The sequence below is a fragment of the Thermodesulfobacteriota bacterium genome, assembly GCA_040753795.1.
GTDB lineage: Bacteria > Desulfobacterota > Desulfobacteria > Desulfobacterales > Desulfosudaceae > JBFMDX01.
The window spans coordinates 356,205-370,426 of record JBFMDX010000001.1 but is presented as its reverse complement, the minus strand read 5'-3'; the positions used below and the strand labels follow the sequence as shown (position 1 = coordinate 370,426).

Here is a 14,222-nt window from a genome sequence, read left to right as displayed (position 1 = left end):
TCCCCATGGAATATGTCTCAACCGTAAAGGCACCGGTCGCGGTCGGTCCGTATTCGCAGGCCGTTAAAACCGGAAACATGCTGTTCTGCTCCGGACAAATCGGACTCGTTCCCGAAACCGGGAAAATGGCCGGAGATGATATCGACGGCCAGACCCGGCAGGTGCTGACCAACCTGGCGGCCGTACTCGAAGCGGCGGGATTTGCCCCCGGAGACGTCGTCAGAGCCACGGTTTTTCTGGCCGACATGAACCACTTTCCCGTTGTCAATCGGATTTACGCCGACTTTTTCGGACCGCACAAACCCGCGCGGGCCACCATTCAGGTGGCGGCCCTTCCCCTGGGCGCACTGGTCGAAATCGACTGTATCGCCGTGAAGGCCTAAACCGCTCATCCCGAATGGCATGAAACAACTGGACAAGAGAATATTTTCCGCCCTCTTTTTTTCCATTTTCAGCGCTGTCATGGGAGTGGGCATCGTTGTTCCCCTGCTGCCGGTCTACGCCGAAACTCTCGGCGCCAGCGGGTTTTACATCGGCTTTATCTTTTCCGTGTTCTCTCTGTCGCGGACGATTCTCCTGCCCGTCTTCGGGCATCTTTCCGACAAGAGCGGACGGAAGCCTTACATTACCATCGGGCTTATGGGATACGCCCTCGTTTCCCTGGCCTTCATGCGTACCGACACGATCACCGGGCTGATCATCGTCCGGTTTTTCCAAGGCATCGCCTCGGCCATGATCATGCCGGTCGCTCAGGCCTATATCGGCGACATAACGCCCAAAGACAAAGAGGGCTTTACCATGGGGCTGTTCAACCTGTCGGTATTCGGCAGTCTCAGCCTCGGCCCCATCTTCGGCGGTCTTCTCAAAGACTCATGGGGCATCGACGCGGCGTTTATCGGCATGGGCGTCCTTTCCCTGGCCGGTTGCCTGCTGAGCCTTTTCTTCCTGCCGCCCCGGAAGGAGGAATACGCCGTGCTGCGGGGTTCCCGCCCGGCTTCCTGGCCGGCGCTGCTGCGGGACAAGTCCCTGCACGGTCTTTTTCTGTTCCGCTTTGTTTACGTGTTCTGCATCGGAACCCTGTGGTGCTTTCTGCCCATCCTGGCCGGAGGCCTCGGATTATCCGGCACCCGGACAGGGGTCCTGGTGATGCTGGGCGTTCTGGTCAGCGGTCTCCTGCAGGTACCCATGGGGATGCTGGCCGACAACACCAACAAACGGAGAATGGCCGTGACCGGCGGGCTGATTGTCGCCGGAGCGATATTCTCTTTTGAGTGGGCCGCCGGTTTCTGGGAACTGTTTACCGCCAGCATCGTTTTCGGGATCGGCGGCGGCATTGCCATGCCGCCGGTGATGGCCATGGCCGTCGTCAAGGGGGACAGCGCCGGCGCCATGGGCGCGACCATGTCCCTGATGACCATGGCGCACAGCATGGGCATGTTTTTCGGCGCCCTGCTGGCCGGCCTGGCCATGGACTTTTTCTCTCTCCGCCACTCCTTTCCCCTGGCCGGGATAATCATGTTGTCCGGCACGGCGCTTTTTGCTATTTTTACCAGGAGAATGGCGGATAAAACGATTAACCCGGACAAACCATGAAACCGACCGCTCTGGACAGATATGTGTTTACGCAATTCCTTCCTTATTTTGCGGTCAGCATCATCTTCTTCACCTCCGTTTTCCTGACCCACGAACTCCTGGATATCATCGATTTTGTCGTCAACTACAATGTCGCCGTCGTTGCGGTCCTGCTGATCATGCTCTATTCCATGCCCTATTTTCTGGGATACGTCATTCCCATTTCCACCATGATCGCGGTTCTTCTGGCCTTCCTGCGGATTTCCGGCGACAACGAAGTGACCGCCATCCGGTCCAGCGGCATCAGCGTCTATCGGCTGCTCTACCCGGTCGCCGTCTTCTCCCTGGGCGCCGCCCTGCTGACCGCCCTGGTGTCCGTATGGATGCTGCCGCGGGGCAAAACCGCGCTGAAGGCCCTGACCTACAAAACGATTACCTCCAGTCCCGCCATGGGGCTGAAGGAGCAGGAGTTTATTAGCAATTTCAGCAATCTCACCATCTACATCAGCGGACTGGATAAAAAGACCAACGCCCTTGCCGGGATTTTTATCGAAGACCGCCAGACCACTGACCAGGCCGTGACGGTCTGCGCCCCTTCCGGCTATTTTACCGTTGACCCGGAGACCGGCATTTTCCGGTTGAATCTCTTAGACGGCCTGATCAACCAGGCCCGGCCGGACAAGAAAACGTTTCAGTCCATCTGCTTTAAACGTTACGCCGTCAATCTCGACCTCCAGAAACCTATTCCGAAAAAATACCGGCACAAGGACGAGCGGGAGATGACCTTTACCGAGTTGCGGGAGTATCTCAAAACCGGCGACCGGAACACCAAGGACTATTTTCAGGCGCAACTGGAATATCACAAAAAATTCTCCATCCCCTTCGCCTGCCTCGCCCTGGGCATACTGGCCGTGTCCCTGGGGATCCAGACGCACAGCGCCAGAAAGTCATCGGGCATCGGACTGGCCCTGGTCTGTTTTCTGGTTTATTATCTCCTTCTGTCCGCGGGAGAAATTTTCAGCGAAAAGGGAACGCTGACGCCCGCCATGGGGATGTGGATGCCGAACACGGTCATGTCCGCTCTGGCCGTCTACCTGATCGTGATTACCGCCAATGACCGCGGCATCCGGGATGAAATAAACCGGATTTACCGATACTTTTTCTCGAGGGGCTGACCGGATTCAATTCATGTCGATACTCTTCCGATACATTTCCAGAGAAATTCTCAAGCAGTTCGCCGTGATCGCGACGGTGGTCGTGGTCGTCTATATCGCCATCGATTTCTTCGAAAAGATCGAAGAGGTCCTCAAATCCGGCCTGCCTTTATCAAAATTCGTCTTCTTCTTCCTGCTGAAAATACCGCTGGTGCTGGTTCAAATCACGCCGGTTGCGTCCCTGGTCGCCACCCTGATCGTCTTCGGGCTGATGAAACGGAACAATGAAACCACCGCCCTGAAAAGCTGCGGCCTGGGAATCAGTTTCCTGCTGAAGCCGACCGTGATCATCGGCGCCGGTTTCTGTCTGTTCCTGTTTCTGCTGTCCGAATTTGTGGTTCCGGCGACCATCAGCCAGGCCAACGACATCTGGCTGAACAAGGTCCGCCACAAGGCCTCCGCTACGGCCAAACAGAACGACATATGGATCAAGGACAGCCGGGTCATCATGCATATCCACTATTACAACCCGGCCGAGAAAGCCGCCTTCGGCGTCACCCTTAATTTTTTTGACAAGGATTTCAGGTTGACGCGACGGATTGACGCCGACCGGGGGGCCTTTTCCTCGTCCGGATGGATCTTCATCAACGCCCTGGATCACCACTTTGATGAAAACGGCGAACTGGCGCAGGCATCCGTGACACAACAGCTGACGGTGGCGCTGGATATTGTGCCGGAAGACGTGGGCCGGGCCGCCAAGAGTTCCGATGAGATGGGCTTCCTGGAGCTGCTGCGGCACATCCGGAAGATCGCCGATGAAGGATACAGCACGGCCCTGTACCGGGTTGACCTGCACGCCAAAATCGCCTTCCCCTTTGTCTGTCTGCTGATGAGCCTGCTGGGAACCGGACTGGGCGCCTCGGGCAGATCCCTGGGCGGAATCGCCGCCACCATTGCCTACGGCATCGGGATCGCTTTTGCCTACTGGATGCTGTACGGTTTTGCCCTGTCTCTGGGATACGGCGGCGTGCTGCCGCCCCTGGTGGCCGCATGGTCGGCCAACATTGTTTTCCTTTTCCTGACCTGGGCGGTACTGAAAAAATCAACTTAACCGGGGTGACCCATGACCGTCAGGGATAAGCTGTCAACCGGGGCCGTCTCTTCGGCCCTGACCCCGCTCTCCCGGCTTTACGGCGGCGCGGCATTCCTGCGGAGGGCCCGTCATGACAACGGACTGATGAGGGTAAAGCGCCTGCCCTGCCCGACCGTCTCCATCGGCAATATCACCACCGGCGGCACCGGCAAGACCCCCATGACGATCCACATCGCGACGCTGTTGAAGGCGGCCGGTCTTTCCCCCCTGATCGTCAGCCGGGGTTACAAGGGAAGCGCTTCGAAGCGGGGCGGTATCGTCAGTGACGGGAAACATCTTCTGATGGATGCGGGCTGTTCCGGAGACGAACCGTTATTGATGGCCGAACGGCTGCCCGGTGTGCCGGTGGCCGTGGGACGGGACCGTTACCGGATCGCGACCGAAGCGATCGGGCGGTTTGCTCCGGATGTGGTTCTCCTGGATGACGGCTTTCAGCATTTTCAACTGGCCCGGGACATCGATATCGTCCTGCTGGACCACGCCCGTCCCCTGGGCAACGGCCGTCTCCTTCCGGCCGGTCCCCTGCGGGAGCCCCCCTCCGCCATCAGAAAAGCGGACATTATTGTTTTTACCCGCGCTGATCAGACGGCCGGCTTCCGGCCCGGCGGCCTGGAACGCCTGATCAGCGGCAAGCCCTGTTTCGCGGCTTTTCACGTTCCGGTGGTCACCGCGTGGATTACCGGCGGAAGGTCCATTGCCGGAGACGACCGGCCCCTGCCGGAGACGAACGCCCTGGCCCGCCGCCGGGCCTTTGTCTTCTGCGGTCTGGCCGACAACCCGGCCTTCATCGAAAGCGTCGGCCGACTGGGCGTTAAGATCACCGGTCACCGTTTTTTCCGGGATCATCATGCCTGCACGGACGCCGAACTGAACGCCGTCTCCCGGGAAGCGAAACGGAACAACACCGACATCATCATCACCAGCGCCAAGGACCACGTGAAATTCCGCGACCGCCCGACGCCGACGCTCCCCGGCGATCTGGTTGTGCTGGACGCGGCCATCTCATTCCGGGAGCAGTCCGAACAATTTAAAAATTTACTCCTGGAAAAAATCGAGCGCTCCCGTGAACCCCTCAACCCCCTTGAACCTTAAACCCCTATAACCCCAGGCCGGGGAACTCAAAGGTTAGTTCGACCGGTTTGACGTCCGCGTGCCGGACCATTTTCAGCGCGCCGGACGGGCAGACGGAGGCGCAGTTGCCGCACCCGATGCAGTAAATCTCCGTCAGGGACACGACATCATCGACCAGTGTCAGGGCTTCCATCTGGCAGCGCGAAACGCAGGCGCCGCAACCGGTACAGGTCTCGGGGTCCACGCTGGCCATGAAATTGGAACGGGCCACGCTCTGGAGTCCCCGGTACTTTTTCATGCGTACCAGGAAATCGCAGCAGCAGCTGCAGCAGTTGCACAGCACCAGGGACCGGCCCAGATAGTTGTTGATGTTATGAACCAGCCCGGCCGCCTCACACCGCTTGAGGATATCCAGGCACTCTTCTTTCGTCACCCGCCGGGCAAACCCCCGCTCAATCATGAAGTCCGCGACCCGGCCGAAATAAAAACAGGTCCGTTCCGGAACATTTTCAACCCGGCAGGGATGACCGGTCAGCTTGGCCTGATGCCGGCAGTGGCAGCACACAACCCCGAAGGAGCTTTCCTGACTGATAATGGCGCTGACCTGTTCAAACGGCATGACCGTGGCGTCGGCAGGAATTTCCTGTTCCACGGTCAGGGTTCGCAAGCCGGCCGGAAGCACCCGGTTGGCCACCTCCGGATTTTTAAACAGTTCCCTGCCCACCTCGTCCAGGTAGTCCATCATGGCCTTGACGGTCCGGGCCATTTCCACGTCTTCCGGATTCTCCGTGCCGCGCATGGTCTGGAACTCAACGATCCCGGGGAAAAACGGCGGCAGGGAATAATGGTTGACACCGGCCTCATCCCGGTGAATGAAGATGAGACCCCGGTCCGCCATCCGGTCGAAAATCGCATACAGTTCGTCCGGATCGCGGTTCAGCACGCCGGCCAGATGCTCCAGGGGATGGGCGCCCATGGGCAGGCCGGCGGCGATTTCCGCCTGCTCCGGCGAAAAGGCCTTTTTCAGAAAGTTTAGAACCGGTTCGCCCAGGGGCAGTCTCATGAAATTTTTATTCAACCGCTCGCCCAGTTTCAGGTAAATATCTTCCGTCATGGCACCCTCTTTAAAAGACCGTTACTCCTCGAAAGCGCCTGCTGACGCGGGGGCGCCGCCGCTGTCTTCCGGGCTGACGACCGGCCCGGAGTAAACCCTGGAACGATTTTTCCTTTTTCGGATAGAGTCTTTGTCCGGCATGGGGACAACGCCCCTTAATTGATCAACACTTGTCTCAAATATCTTCAACTGATCATTAAATGCATCCCGGAGCGGCGGCGAATGAAGTTCATTGTATAATCTGTAAAGAACCATTTTAAAAACCTTGTCCGGGGTCAGGCCGCCTTCCTGCGCGCCGACATTGGTCAGCCGCAGTTCCGGCAGCGGTACCGTGACCGGTGTTTCCTTGATCTGAGCCGCGGCCAGGTCGACCAGGCCCTCCCGGATGATCACTTCCCGGATCAGCATCTGCTTCTCGGTCTTTTTCCGCCTGGATGGCTTCTGCCCTGGAGCGGGCTGCCCGGCTCTGGCCGCTTTTCTCATGCTGCTCAACAGGGCCCTGAAATTATCGGTTTTCTCCTGAATCTCAAAATTGAGGTGAGGCGATATCACCTCAACCGACTCAATGACGGTCCGGTTCGTGAGCAGCGATTTTTTATCGAGGCGGATTCGGATTTCTTTTACCGTCGCGGCCTGGGGTGTTTCAAAACCCGGCGGGTTCCCCAGCACAAAGCCCGTCAGCGTGGCCCCGTCGGAAAAAAGCGCGGCGTCCACGTCTTCGGCCTTGACGGCGGTTCCCATCATTTTGGGGCCCTGCGTGTTGACCGCCGAACGGACCATCGGTCCGACTACCACGGCCGACGCGGCCATCATCACCAGTAAAGCACCGATCAGCACACCGGCGGCAATGAGAATTTTTTTCTTCATTGGTCTTTCCTCCGGAGAAAAGATGTGGGTTTATTCATTATCATCCGTTTGATAATAAAAAAAAGAATCCGAGGCGTCATTGGGATCGAGGGCCGCTTTAATCTTGGCCAGCCACTGGTGATAATGATGGCATTCCGGCCCGAAACGCTTGTTCATCTCGTGCCCGAAGGCCGCGATGGGAACCCCCATGGCGTTGCTGATGGAGGCCGCCACGCCCTTTTCAACCAGTTCGCCGGCCGCCATGACCGAGGCCGGATTCTTGGGATCATACAGCCCGATACCCTCCAGGTACCCCAGATGTCCGTGTTCAAACAGGCCACCGCAGCCGAGGTCGCCCTCATCATCCAGAATCAGTTCCTTATTAATATACTCCTTCTTGGCCTCGGCAATCCAGTCGGATTGCGTCACGCCCAGATCCCAGGTATCAAAGGAGCCCAGGGTGGTAAACATGCCCTGGGACGGCCGGAAGGTGCCTTGCGTGTTGTTGGCATGCCGGATCAGCAGCCAGAACATCCGGGAGTAGGCGTCCATGTCCTGCCGGCGGTCAAGCGGAAGGGCGTTGGCCAGGTCCTGGAGAAAAGGAAGCCGCCGCAGTATAAACAGGGGGTCCTTGAGATATTTCGTCAGCCGCCCCATCCACCGCAACTGGACAGCCGTGGGCTTGACGTTCAGCGGCAGCCTCACCCCCCGGGTCCGGCGCAGGATTTTTTTCAGGGCCTTCATCTTCCAGGCGAATTCACCCTCGGAATGGCCAACCACGGCATTGACGAGTACATGCCGGGTCATCTTCTGAAAGACGCCGCTGTCGAGGAACGCCTTCAACTCCTCATTGTGGTCGGTCAGGCCCAGGACCATGAAAAACATGGGGGTCCGGAACTGTGAATATTCCAGCTCGGCCTCGCCCATGAGGTATCCGGCCTCGCGCATGGCCTGGCCCGAAGGGAAGGACAGGGCGTGAAAGGCCAGGCGGGGAAACTTCTCCGTGAGCACATAACGGGGGCAGGCGCCGGTCACCTCCCAGCGATCCGGTCCATCCCACTTATACAGTTTGACGGCGCACTTGGTGAAAACGCCCAGCCCCCCCATGGTGCCCTGGAAACCGCGCATCACCCCCCGGACAGAGGGCCCCGGCCCGTCGGCGGAAAACCAGCGACCGCAGTCGCCGGCGCTGCCGAGATGGTAAATCTCCCCGGTAGGCAGCACCCATTCCACGCCCAGCAGATTGCGGCCGCTGTACCCCATGGAGGCCCCGCTCAACCCGTAACCCCAGGCGGCCGTGGCGGAAGCCAGCACCGAATGGTTGCCGCCGCAGGAAACCACGTGCACGTTCAGACCGTGTTTCATCACCTCGGTCTGCAGGTCAATGGCCCGGACATAAGGCTCGATCACCGCGATGCGGTTGTTGACGTCGATCTCGATGATCCGGTTCATCCGCTTCAGGTCGAGGATAATCACCCGGTCCCGGGAAGCCGCCGCCCAGGTGCCGAAACCCGTGGACAGCGGTTTGACCTTTAAGCCGGAACGATTGGCGTATTGAACGATCGCCCGGACTTCTTCCGCCGACGCCGGCAGCACCACCGCCGACGGCCTAGGCGCCCAGCGTCCGCCGTCTTTGATCAGCACCTCCGGGTTCATGTAAAAAGCGTAGGTGTCCATCATGCACGGCGCGGTGGCCACCCCGGAGGCGCCGACGATATTGATCAGTTCATTGATTTCGGTCTGCGTCAGCATTCTTACAAACCCCACTTGCCCCGGTTTAATACCCGGTTGGGATCGAAAATATCCTTTATCTTCTTCAGCACCGTCAGGTTTTGCGGATTCCGGCAAAGCACCCGGTTTCCGGCGGACAAATAAGGCCGGCTGAAAAAAGCGCCGTTCTCCATCAGGGCGGCGGTGCTTTCCTGTTCCAGTTTCCGGGCGGCGTCAATATCGCGCTGCCGGTCGTACGGGACAATGAACTCCATATGACAGGCGTGATTCTGCGTCACCGGCTGAATGTAGATGCCGACGGCATCGCGGCCGAACCCGCACGAACCGGCGATGCTTTCGAACACGCCGATCAATTCCTCCGTCCGGTCCAGGGTGGTCAGAAAAAATACGGACAGGTAATCCCCCGTCGGCTGCCGCCGCCAGTCCGAATCGCCGCAGGGACGGGTGGCGATCCCCAGGAATTCGTCGGCGGAAATCCGCCGCAGGGACCGCTTCATTTTCAGACCGGCCTGCCGGGATTTTTCCCGGATGTCCTCCACCTGATACGCCACTCTTTCCTTCGGCAGCACTTCAAACCCGGCAATATTCTGCAGGCAGATATATTCCGGAAGCGATTCGGCCGGACAGGGCTTTTTCCCCCGCCGGGCGGCATTGATCAACATGGCGGCGCAGATCCGGTTAACGATAAAGCTGTGCTCTCCCAGACCGGGACGCTGCGCCGCGTAGACAAAAGAGACCAGCCGGCCCGGATTGTCATCGACCAGCAGAAACGGCTTCTGGATAGTCGGCTTTATTTCCGCGCGTATGGTCATCCAGGTGACAATCCCCATGGTTCCCTGGGCGCCCTGAATCACCCGGTGAAAATCGGTCTGGGAAGGGCCGGTGGGGCATTTCTGTGCCCCGCCCGCGGCCCGCTGGGCTTCCAGTGAGCCCGGTCCGCCGGCCGCGCCGGTGCGGAACCGTTGGCCGCCGCCGAAATAAAATTCCGTACTGGCCACGGGGTCGCCGATATCCCACTGTTTGTTGGGCCAGGTGGATGGCTCCCGGTCCAGGCAGGCGGCCAGCACGCTTTTGCCGGCCGGCGGAGCCAGGGGCATGGAAACGGTCAGTCCTTCCGGATCCAGGGCCGCCAGCAACTGCCCGTAGGTCACACCAGGCTCGATCAGACATACCCGGTTTCTCCGGTTGATCCAGGGGATGCCCTGCCACGATGACAGATCCACCAGCAGGTGCTCCCGGTCGGACGCGAAGGTGCCGTGATAATGGGAACCGGCCGACGAAACCACACACAGATTCATGGCGTTTTCATTGGCGCAGGCCAGCAGCTTTCCCAGTTCACCGGCATTTTCCGGGCGAACGACCCCGACCGGGGGAACACATCCGTCGATCAGGGGGTTGTCCGGCCTCAGCACGGCCAGGCCGGCCGGGTCCGTCATCACCGCTCCGGCTTTTAATGCCGCCGCGGCTTTTTCAATGATCGGGGTTCCGTTCATAACCTGCTCCTCGCCGCGTCCGGGTTCATGGCCTCGTAAACCAGGTCGACGATGTTCTTCACCGGAATCCGCTTCTCTCCTGATCCTTCACCGCACCGGTTGAAGTTTTCCAGGCAGTGATCGCAGGCCGTGACCAGCAGGTCGGCGCCGGTATCGGCCGCTTCGGCCAGCCGGTGGGCGGCCGCGGACTCGGCCAGTCGCGGAAAGGCATCGGGAACGCCGCCGCCGCCGCCGCAGCAGAAGGCGTATTCCCGGATTCGCCACATCTCCTTGAAATTCAGGCCGTCAATGGCCCGGAGAATACTGCGCGGGGCCTCGTAAACGCCGTTGGCGCCGGTATTGACCGGCCGGGGCGGGCTGGTATAAGTCATGCAGCCGCGATCAACCTTCTTCTCGCCCTGCCAGACCACCGGCGGTTCGCTCTGGCGGCCCAGGTAGCAGGGATCGTGATAGGTGACGGTATGGTTGACGGCCCGGGGCAGCGTCAGCCGCCCTTCCCGCAGCAGCCGTTCGATATACTCGGTGACGTGCAGAACGTCGACTCTGGCCTGACCGGCATACTCGGGGTATTTGGAGCGGATCAGCCCCAGGGTCGCGCCGGAGGTGACCACCACGGTCTCGACGCCGACATGGTTCAGCTTGCCGAGCGTGTTTTCCGCCAGGCGGGTAAACAGCTCCCGATGGCCCGTCCAGTAGGCGAACAGGCCGCTGTCGGGCTCCTGGTCCCCCAGAATCCCGAAATCCACGCCGGCCGCCCGCAGGATGGCGGCGGTCTTTCTGGCTCCGGCCGCGGCCGCCGCGCCGGCGCCTGAGGCCAGAAAATCCGGGTACAGCAGGACCCCGGCCTTGTCCACGGGCAGTACCTTCAGCCCGAGGTCCCGGGCCCAGTCCCCGGAACGAATGTCCGCCCGTTTGCGGAGATGGCTGTATTGCTGTAGCCGGTCCGCCCGCTCCTTGATCGCCCGGGGGGCAACGCCCTGCTCCACCAGATATTCCCGCAGGGCCATGTTGACCTGATGCCGTTCCGCCTCCATGATGAATTTACAGGCCACGTCGCAGAGCCCGCAGGTGGTGCAGGCGAACACGATCTCCGCCAGATCGGCATCGGCGCTGATCCGGCCGTCGATCAGCGACAGGGCCATGATCTGTTTACCGGATCCCGAGTATCCGTGGAAATGATACCGCCGGGCGGCCGGGCAGCCGTCTGAATAAGCCGGGCTGGCCACCACCGGCAGGGGAATCATTTTACACAGGGAGCAGCGGAAGCATTTTTTCATCTCATCTTCCAGGCTTTTTAAGCGGGCCAGTGTCATGGCGCTCCCTTACGAAAAAACTTCTTGAAATTATAAAATATTTTTTATATATCCCACCGTCATGCCGGTAGAACGGTTACGTTAACCGTTCCGGAACGAAAATTTTCGAAAATTTTTCCGCGGTAAAAAGATTAGCACAAGGCACGGAAAAAGGCAGTCAATTTTAAATAAAACGGGACGGAAATATGCAGATGATTAATCATATGGTGCACCGATGGCGGGGCCAGGCCGCGGCCTTTGCCGCTTTTCTTTACCGGCTGATGATGATTGTGCCGGAAACCGTCGGAGACACCCGCCTGGCCCTTCATGCCTCCGGCAAGATCAGACGCCTGTGGATGGTCCATTTCCGTAAACGCTATGTCAACCGGCAGCTTCTGGCCCGCCAGGGGGAGTGCCGCCAGTGCGGCACCTGCTGCAATCTTCTCAACGTCTGCCCGATGCTGACCCGGCAGGGGAAATGCCTCATCTACGGCTCCTGCCGCCCGCGGGCCTGCCGCTATTTTCCCATCGATCAGAAGGATATCGACGAGGTGTCCCTCTGCGGCGGCAACTGCGGCTACTGCTTCGACAAGGAGGGCTTAACGGGCACGGCGGAGCCCCTTTAGTGGTCATCGTCATAGGCGGTTTGACCGAACGATCCAGGCAGCGGAACCATCCTTAAGCTTTTACGACCATCTCATCCAGAACCAGGCATGGAATCTGATTTGTTTTCCGAAAGACCTTATCGTTGGTCACAATTCCGGTCGCGCCGACGGAAAGGGCAGATGCGATCTGGATGGCATCCGGCGTCTTCAAGCTATGCTCAGCCCGCAGCTTGGCGGCAAGGTCTGAAATGCCAAGCGTTAATTCTATCCATTTCAGATTGGGATATGTCGTCATAAGAGCATAGAATTTCAGAACGATCTCTTCCTTTTTTACCCGGTAAGGCTGGACGAGGACCTCCATCAGTGTCAAGGTGGATGTCATCGCTTCAATACGACCTTCTTCAACTTTCTGGAAAATCTCATCGCAGACATCAAAATAAAGAGGATGGCGCTCGACGAAATAGATGAAAATACTGGTATCGAGATAAATCCGGCGGTGAGTTTGCAGAAATCTGCCGGGGCTTCGGCTTACCAATCTTTCCGCTCCTTCTTCAGGTAGGACTTCGGGTAAAGGCCTTTGCCCGCCCCGGCCAGTTCGGGCCGGTATTCCACGGGCTTAGGCATAACGATAGTCACACTGCCCTTGACAACGACCAGAAGCTCGTCATGCGCTTTGAGTTTCATGGCGTCCCTGGCTTCCCTGGGCAGCACGATCTGATTCTTTGAGCTCAATTTTACGGTCTGCATAACGGTCCCTTTCATGTTTGCAATGCTTTACTTTTACCTTAAATGTAAAGCCATGTCAAATATGATCCGCCCGCTCCGGACAAATTGACACCCGGTACCGACCCCTGTTATACCCGATATCAATAACAGGGGAGGTTCTTATGCGAAAAAAATGTTGTGCGCCCTGGCCGTCATGGCCGGTCTGGGCCAGAAGTTCGCCATGATCATCTTTGAATATTCCCGGGGCAACCTGCTGCTGGCCCTGGTCTTTACCATGTTCTTCGCCATTGTTCTGGGCATGGGCATGCCCACCACGGCCGCCTACGCTATTTCGGCCTCGGCCCTGGCCCTGATCAAGCCCGGCTGGATCACCGACCTGATTGGTTTGGCCCTGCTGGCCTTCATCGCCGGTTGGCAGTGGCTGACCAATCAAACCAAATCGCAAACGTCTGCCCGGTAGGGACACGGCGCGCCGTGCCCCTGCATTCTTGGAAGCCTGAACAGGCTTCCCCTACATTCAGGCACTGATATGATCCATCCATGCCCCGGTCATGTCTGATCCGGGCCGCCGAGATGAACCTGGATCCCGGTCCGGGCCGTCTCGAAATATTCCGCCGTCTTTTCCGCGGACACCACTTTGCCCAGGCCCTGCTTCAACGCGTCGGAAACAGTCCGGCAGTCAGGCCCTTTCACTCCCAGGACCCGCGAACGGATACGGCCGTCGCGGCCGACAACAAATTCAATGGTTGTTTTCTTCATGGCTTATCCCCAGGCCGTAGCCAGGATCTGAATGGAACCGTCCTGACGGGTCGTGATCGAAGAGATCTGATAATTCATGGCCTTGGCTTTCTCTCTGACAGCCGCCACCCCGTATTGCTGGCGCAGCCGGTTCTGAAAGGCGGTGTCCCTCAGCACCCGCCAGTCGCTGTCCCCCTTCAGCGCCAACTGCCCGGTTTTCCCGTTCCGGACAATACCGATCCGTCTGTTCTCGATCCAGGCTTCCGCCAGTTCCCCTTCGGCGCCCCGCTCTGACCCCTCTTTTTTCCAGGCCTGCAAACCCATGGCCTGCAAGGCCTCCAGCATGAGCCCCAGGTCGGTCACCCCGCTGATAGTGGTATAAATCGTCATGGACATCTTTGTACCTCCTTCTAAAAATGCCTTTCACCCCGAACCTTGCACCCTGTGCCCTAAACCTTAAACCTTGAACCTTAAACCTTATCCCTATTTCATTTTCACCCGCAATAAATCCATCCGTCCGCCCCCGCTTCCACGGGAAAGGACTCTGCACCGTTGACCGCGGCCCAGATCTCCCGCAGCAGCGGCGCTGCCGCCGGGGTGACCCAGGGAACCTCGATGCCGCCGTCCGGATGAACGACCACCTCCTGCAGGACCTGCCGGCGGCAGAACCGGTCCCTCGGGATCAACGCCACCGGCAGTCCGCCGTATTCCTGTTCATTTTCCATTA

17 protein-coding genes are annotated in these 14,222 nt (G+C 59.0%); 7 read left to right on the top strand and 10 right to left on the bottom strand.

Annotated features, from left to right (window positions below):
* Positions 1-5: 5 nt before the first annotated feature.
* From AB1724_01645 to lpxK, 5 genes are read left to right on the top strand one after another with little or no spacing between them, the layout of a single operon-like run.
* Positions 6-383, top strand: a complete 378-nt coding sequence (locus tag AB1724_01645) for a RidA family protein (GenBank protein MEW6076495.1) — start codon at positions 6-8, stop codon at positions 381-383.
* A gap of 19 nt (positions 384-402) precedes the next feature.
* On the top strand, positions 403-1,593 hold the full coding sequence (locus tag AB1724_01640; GenBank protein MEW6076494.1) for an MFS transporter: 1,191 nt from the start codon (positions 403-405) through the stop codon (positions 1,591-1,593).
* Positions 1,590-2,747 carry an LPS export ABC transporter permease LptF gene (lptF, locus tag AB1724_01635; protein MEW6076493.1) on the top strand — a complete coding sequence of 386 codons (1,158 nt, stop codon included), beginning with the start codon at positions 1,590-1,592 and terminating at the stop codon, positions 2,745-2,747. Before AB1724_01640 ends, lptF begins: the two co-directional genes overlap by 4 nt.
* Positions 2,748-2,760: 13 nt before the next feature.
* Positions 2,761-3,837: an LPS export ABC transporter permease LptG gene (lptG, locus tag AB1724_01630; GenBank protein MEW6076492.1), complete on the top strand. Its 1,077-nt coding sequence runs from the start codon at positions 2,761-2,763 to the stop codon at positions 3,835-3,837.
* 12 nt (positions 3,838-3,849) lie between these two features.
* The gene (gene lpxK / locus AB1724_01625; GenBank protein MEW6076491.1) at positions 3,850-4,971 is read left to right on the top strand and encodes a tetraacyldisaccharide 4'-kinase; all 1,122 of its coding nucleotides are present in this window, start codon (positions 3,850-3,852) and stop codon (positions 4,969-4,971) included.
* Between the two features lie 4 nt (positions 4,972-4,975).
* On the opposite strand, the gene AB1724_01620 is transcribed toward lpxK, so the two are convergent.
* The 5 genes from AB1724_01620 to AB1724_01600 are packed head-to-tail and all read right to left on the bottom strand — an operon-like array spanning position 4,976 to position 11,447.
* Positions 4,976-6,064 (bottom strand): 4Fe-4S binding protein, encoded by a 1,089-nt coding sequence (locus AB1724_01620; GenBank protein ID MEW6076490.1) that lies wholly within the window; start codon positions 6,062-6,064, stop codon positions 4,976-4,978.
* A 21-nt stretch (positions 6,065-6,085) separates the two neighbouring features.
* On the bottom strand, positions 6,086-6,931 hold the full coding sequence (locus AB1724_01615; GenBank protein ID MEW6076489.1) for a hypothetical protein: 846 nt from the start codon (positions 6,929-6,931) through the stop codon (positions 6,086-6,088).
* A gap of 30 nt (positions 6,932-6,961) precedes the next feature.
* Positions 6,962-8,662: an FAD-binding oxidoreductase gene (locus AB1724_01610; protein ID MEW6076488.1), complete on the bottom strand. Its 1,701-nt coding sequence runs from the start codon at positions 8,660-8,662 to the stop codon at positions 6,962-6,964.
* 2 nt (positions 8,663-8,664) lie between these two features.
* A complete protein-coding gene (locus AB1724_01605; protein ID MEW6076487.1) occupies positions 8,665-10,134 on the bottom strand; it encodes an FAD-binding oxidoreductase in 1,470 nt (489 codons plus the stop codon).
* On the bottom strand, positions 10,131-11,447 hold the full coding sequence (locus AB1724_01600; GenBank protein ID MEW6076486.1) for a (Fe-S)-binding protein: 1,317 nt from the start codon (positions 11,445-11,447) through the stop codon (positions 10,131-10,133). The genes AB1724_01605 and AB1724_01600 overlap by 4 nt, the downstream gene beginning before the upstream one ends.
* 191 nt (positions 11,448-11,638) lie before the next feature.
* On the opposite strand from AB1724_01600, the gene AB1724_01595 reads away from it, so the two are divergent.
* Complete coding sequence (locus tag AB1724_01595; protein MEW6076485.1) at positions 11,639-12,052, top strand: hypothetical protein; 414 nt, start codon at positions 11,639-11,641, stop codon at positions 12,050-12,052.
* A gap of 52 nt (positions 12,053-12,104) precedes the next feature.
* On the opposite strand, the gene AB1724_01590 is transcribed toward AB1724_01595, so the two are convergent.
* Together AB1724_01590 and AB1724_01585 are read right to left on the bottom strand one after the other, a co-directional pair.
* Entirely contained in the window at positions 12,105-12,566 is a 462-nt protein-coding gene (locus AB1724_01590; protein ID MEW6076484.1) for a PIN domain-containing protein, read from the bottom strand.
* Positions 12,560-12,778, bottom strand: coding sequence for an AbrB/MazE/SpoVT family DNA-binding domain-containing protein (locus AB1724_01585; protein ID MEW6076483.1), 219 nt, complete (start codon positions 12,776-12,778; stop codon positions 12,560-12,562). The genes AB1724_01590 and AB1724_01585 overlap by 7 nt, the downstream gene beginning before the upstream one ends.
* Positions 12,779-12,929: 151 nt before the next feature.
* On the opposite strand from AB1724_01585, the gene AB1724_01580 reads away from it, so the two are divergent.
* On the top strand, positions 12,930-13,217 hold the full coding sequence (locus AB1724_01580) for a hypothetical protein (GenBank protein MEW6076482.1): 288 nt from the start codon (positions 12,930-12,932) through the stop codon (positions 13,215-13,217).
* A gap of 89 nt (positions 13,218-13,306) precedes the next feature.
* Here the strand turns inward: AB1724_01580 and AB1724_01575 are convergent, their stop codons facing one another.
* The 3 genes from AB1724_01575 to AB1724_01565 form a co-directional block, all read right to left on the bottom strand.
* Positions 13,307-13,516 carry a DUF2997 domain-containing protein gene (locus AB1724_01575; GenBank protein ID MEW6076481.1) on the bottom strand — a complete coding sequence of 70 codons (210 nt, stop codon included), beginning with the start codon at positions 13,514-13,516 and terminating at the stop codon, positions 13,307-13,309.
* Between the two features lie 3 nt (positions 13,517-13,519).
* Positions 13,520-13,891, bottom strand: coding sequence for a DUF1257 domain-containing protein (locus tag AB1724_01570; protein ID MEW6076480.1), 372 nt, complete (start codon positions 13,889-13,891; stop codon positions 13,520-13,522).
* Positions 13,892-13,989: 98 nt separating this feature from the next.
* Positions 13,990-14,220 carry a hypothetical protein gene (locus tag AB1724_01565; protein MEW6076479.1) on the bottom strand — a complete coding sequence of 77 codons (231 nt, stop codon included), beginning with the start codon at positions 14,218-14,220 and terminating at the stop codon, positions 13,990-13,992.
* Positions 14,221-14,222 lie beyond the last annotated feature (2 nt).

Bases quoted from the DNA above. Each gene is read 5' to 3' on its own strand.
- AB1724_01645 (MEW6076495.1), top strand. From the start codon at position 6: ATGGAATATGTCTCAACCGTAAAGGCACCGGTCGCGGTCGGTCCGTAT.
- AB1724_01640 (MEW6076494.1), top strand. From the start codon at position 403: ATGAAACAACTGGACAAGAGAATATTTTCCGCCCTCTTTTTTTCCATT.
- lptF (MEW6076493.1), top strand. From the start codon at position 1,590: ATGAAACCGACCGCTCTGGACAGATATGTGTTTACGCAATTCCTTCCT.
- lptG (MEW6076492.1), top strand. From the start codon at position 2,761: ATGTCGATACTCTTCCGATACATTTCCAGAGAAATTCTCAAGCAGTTC.
- lpxK (MEW6076491.1), top strand. From the start codon at position 3,850: ATGACCGTCAGGGATAAGCTGTCAACCGGGGCCGTCTCTTCGGCCCTG.
- AB1724_01620 (MEW6076490.1), bottom strand. From the start codon at position 6,064: ATGACGGAAGATATTTACCTGAAACTGGGCGAGCGGTTGAATAAAAAT.
- AB1724_01615 (MEW6076489.1), bottom strand. From the start codon at position 6,931: ATGAAGAAAAAAATTCTCATTGCCGCCGGTGTGCTGATCGGTGCTTTA.
- AB1724_01610 (MEW6076488.1), bottom strand. From the start codon at position 8,662: ATGCTGACGCAGACCGAAATCAATGAACTGATCAATATCGTCGGCGCC.
- AB1724_01605 (MEW6076487.1), bottom strand. From the start codon at position 10,134: ATGAACGGAACCCCGATCATTGAAAAAGCCGCGGCGGCATTAAAAGCC.
- AB1724_01600 (MEW6076486.1), bottom strand. From the start codon at position 11,447: ATGACACTGGCCCGCTTAAAAAGCCTGGAAGATGAGATGAAAAAATGC.
- AB1724_01595 (MEW6076485.1), top strand. From the start codon at position 11,639: ATGATTAATCATATGGTGCACCGATGGCGGGGCCAGGCCGCGGCCTTT.
- AB1724_01585 (MEW6076483.1), bottom strand. From the start codon at position 12,778: ATGCAGACCGTAAAATTGAGCTCAAAGAATCAGATCGTGCTGCCCAGG.
- AB1724_01580 (MEW6076482.1), top strand. From the start codon at position 12,930: ATGTTGTGCGCCCTGGCCGTCATGGCCGGTCTGGGCCAGAAGTTCGCC.
- AB1724_01575 (MEW6076481.1), bottom strand. From the start codon at position 13,516: ATGAAGAAAACAACCATTGAATTTGTTGTCGGCCGCGACGGCCGTATC.
- AB1724_01570 (MEW6076480.1), bottom strand. From the start codon at position 13,891: ATGTCCATGACGATTTATACCACTATCAGCGGGGTGACCGACCTGGGG.
- AB1724_01565 (MEW6076479.1), bottom strand. From the start codon at position 14,220: ATGGAAAATGAACAGGAATACGGCGGACTGCCGGTGGCGTTGATCCCG.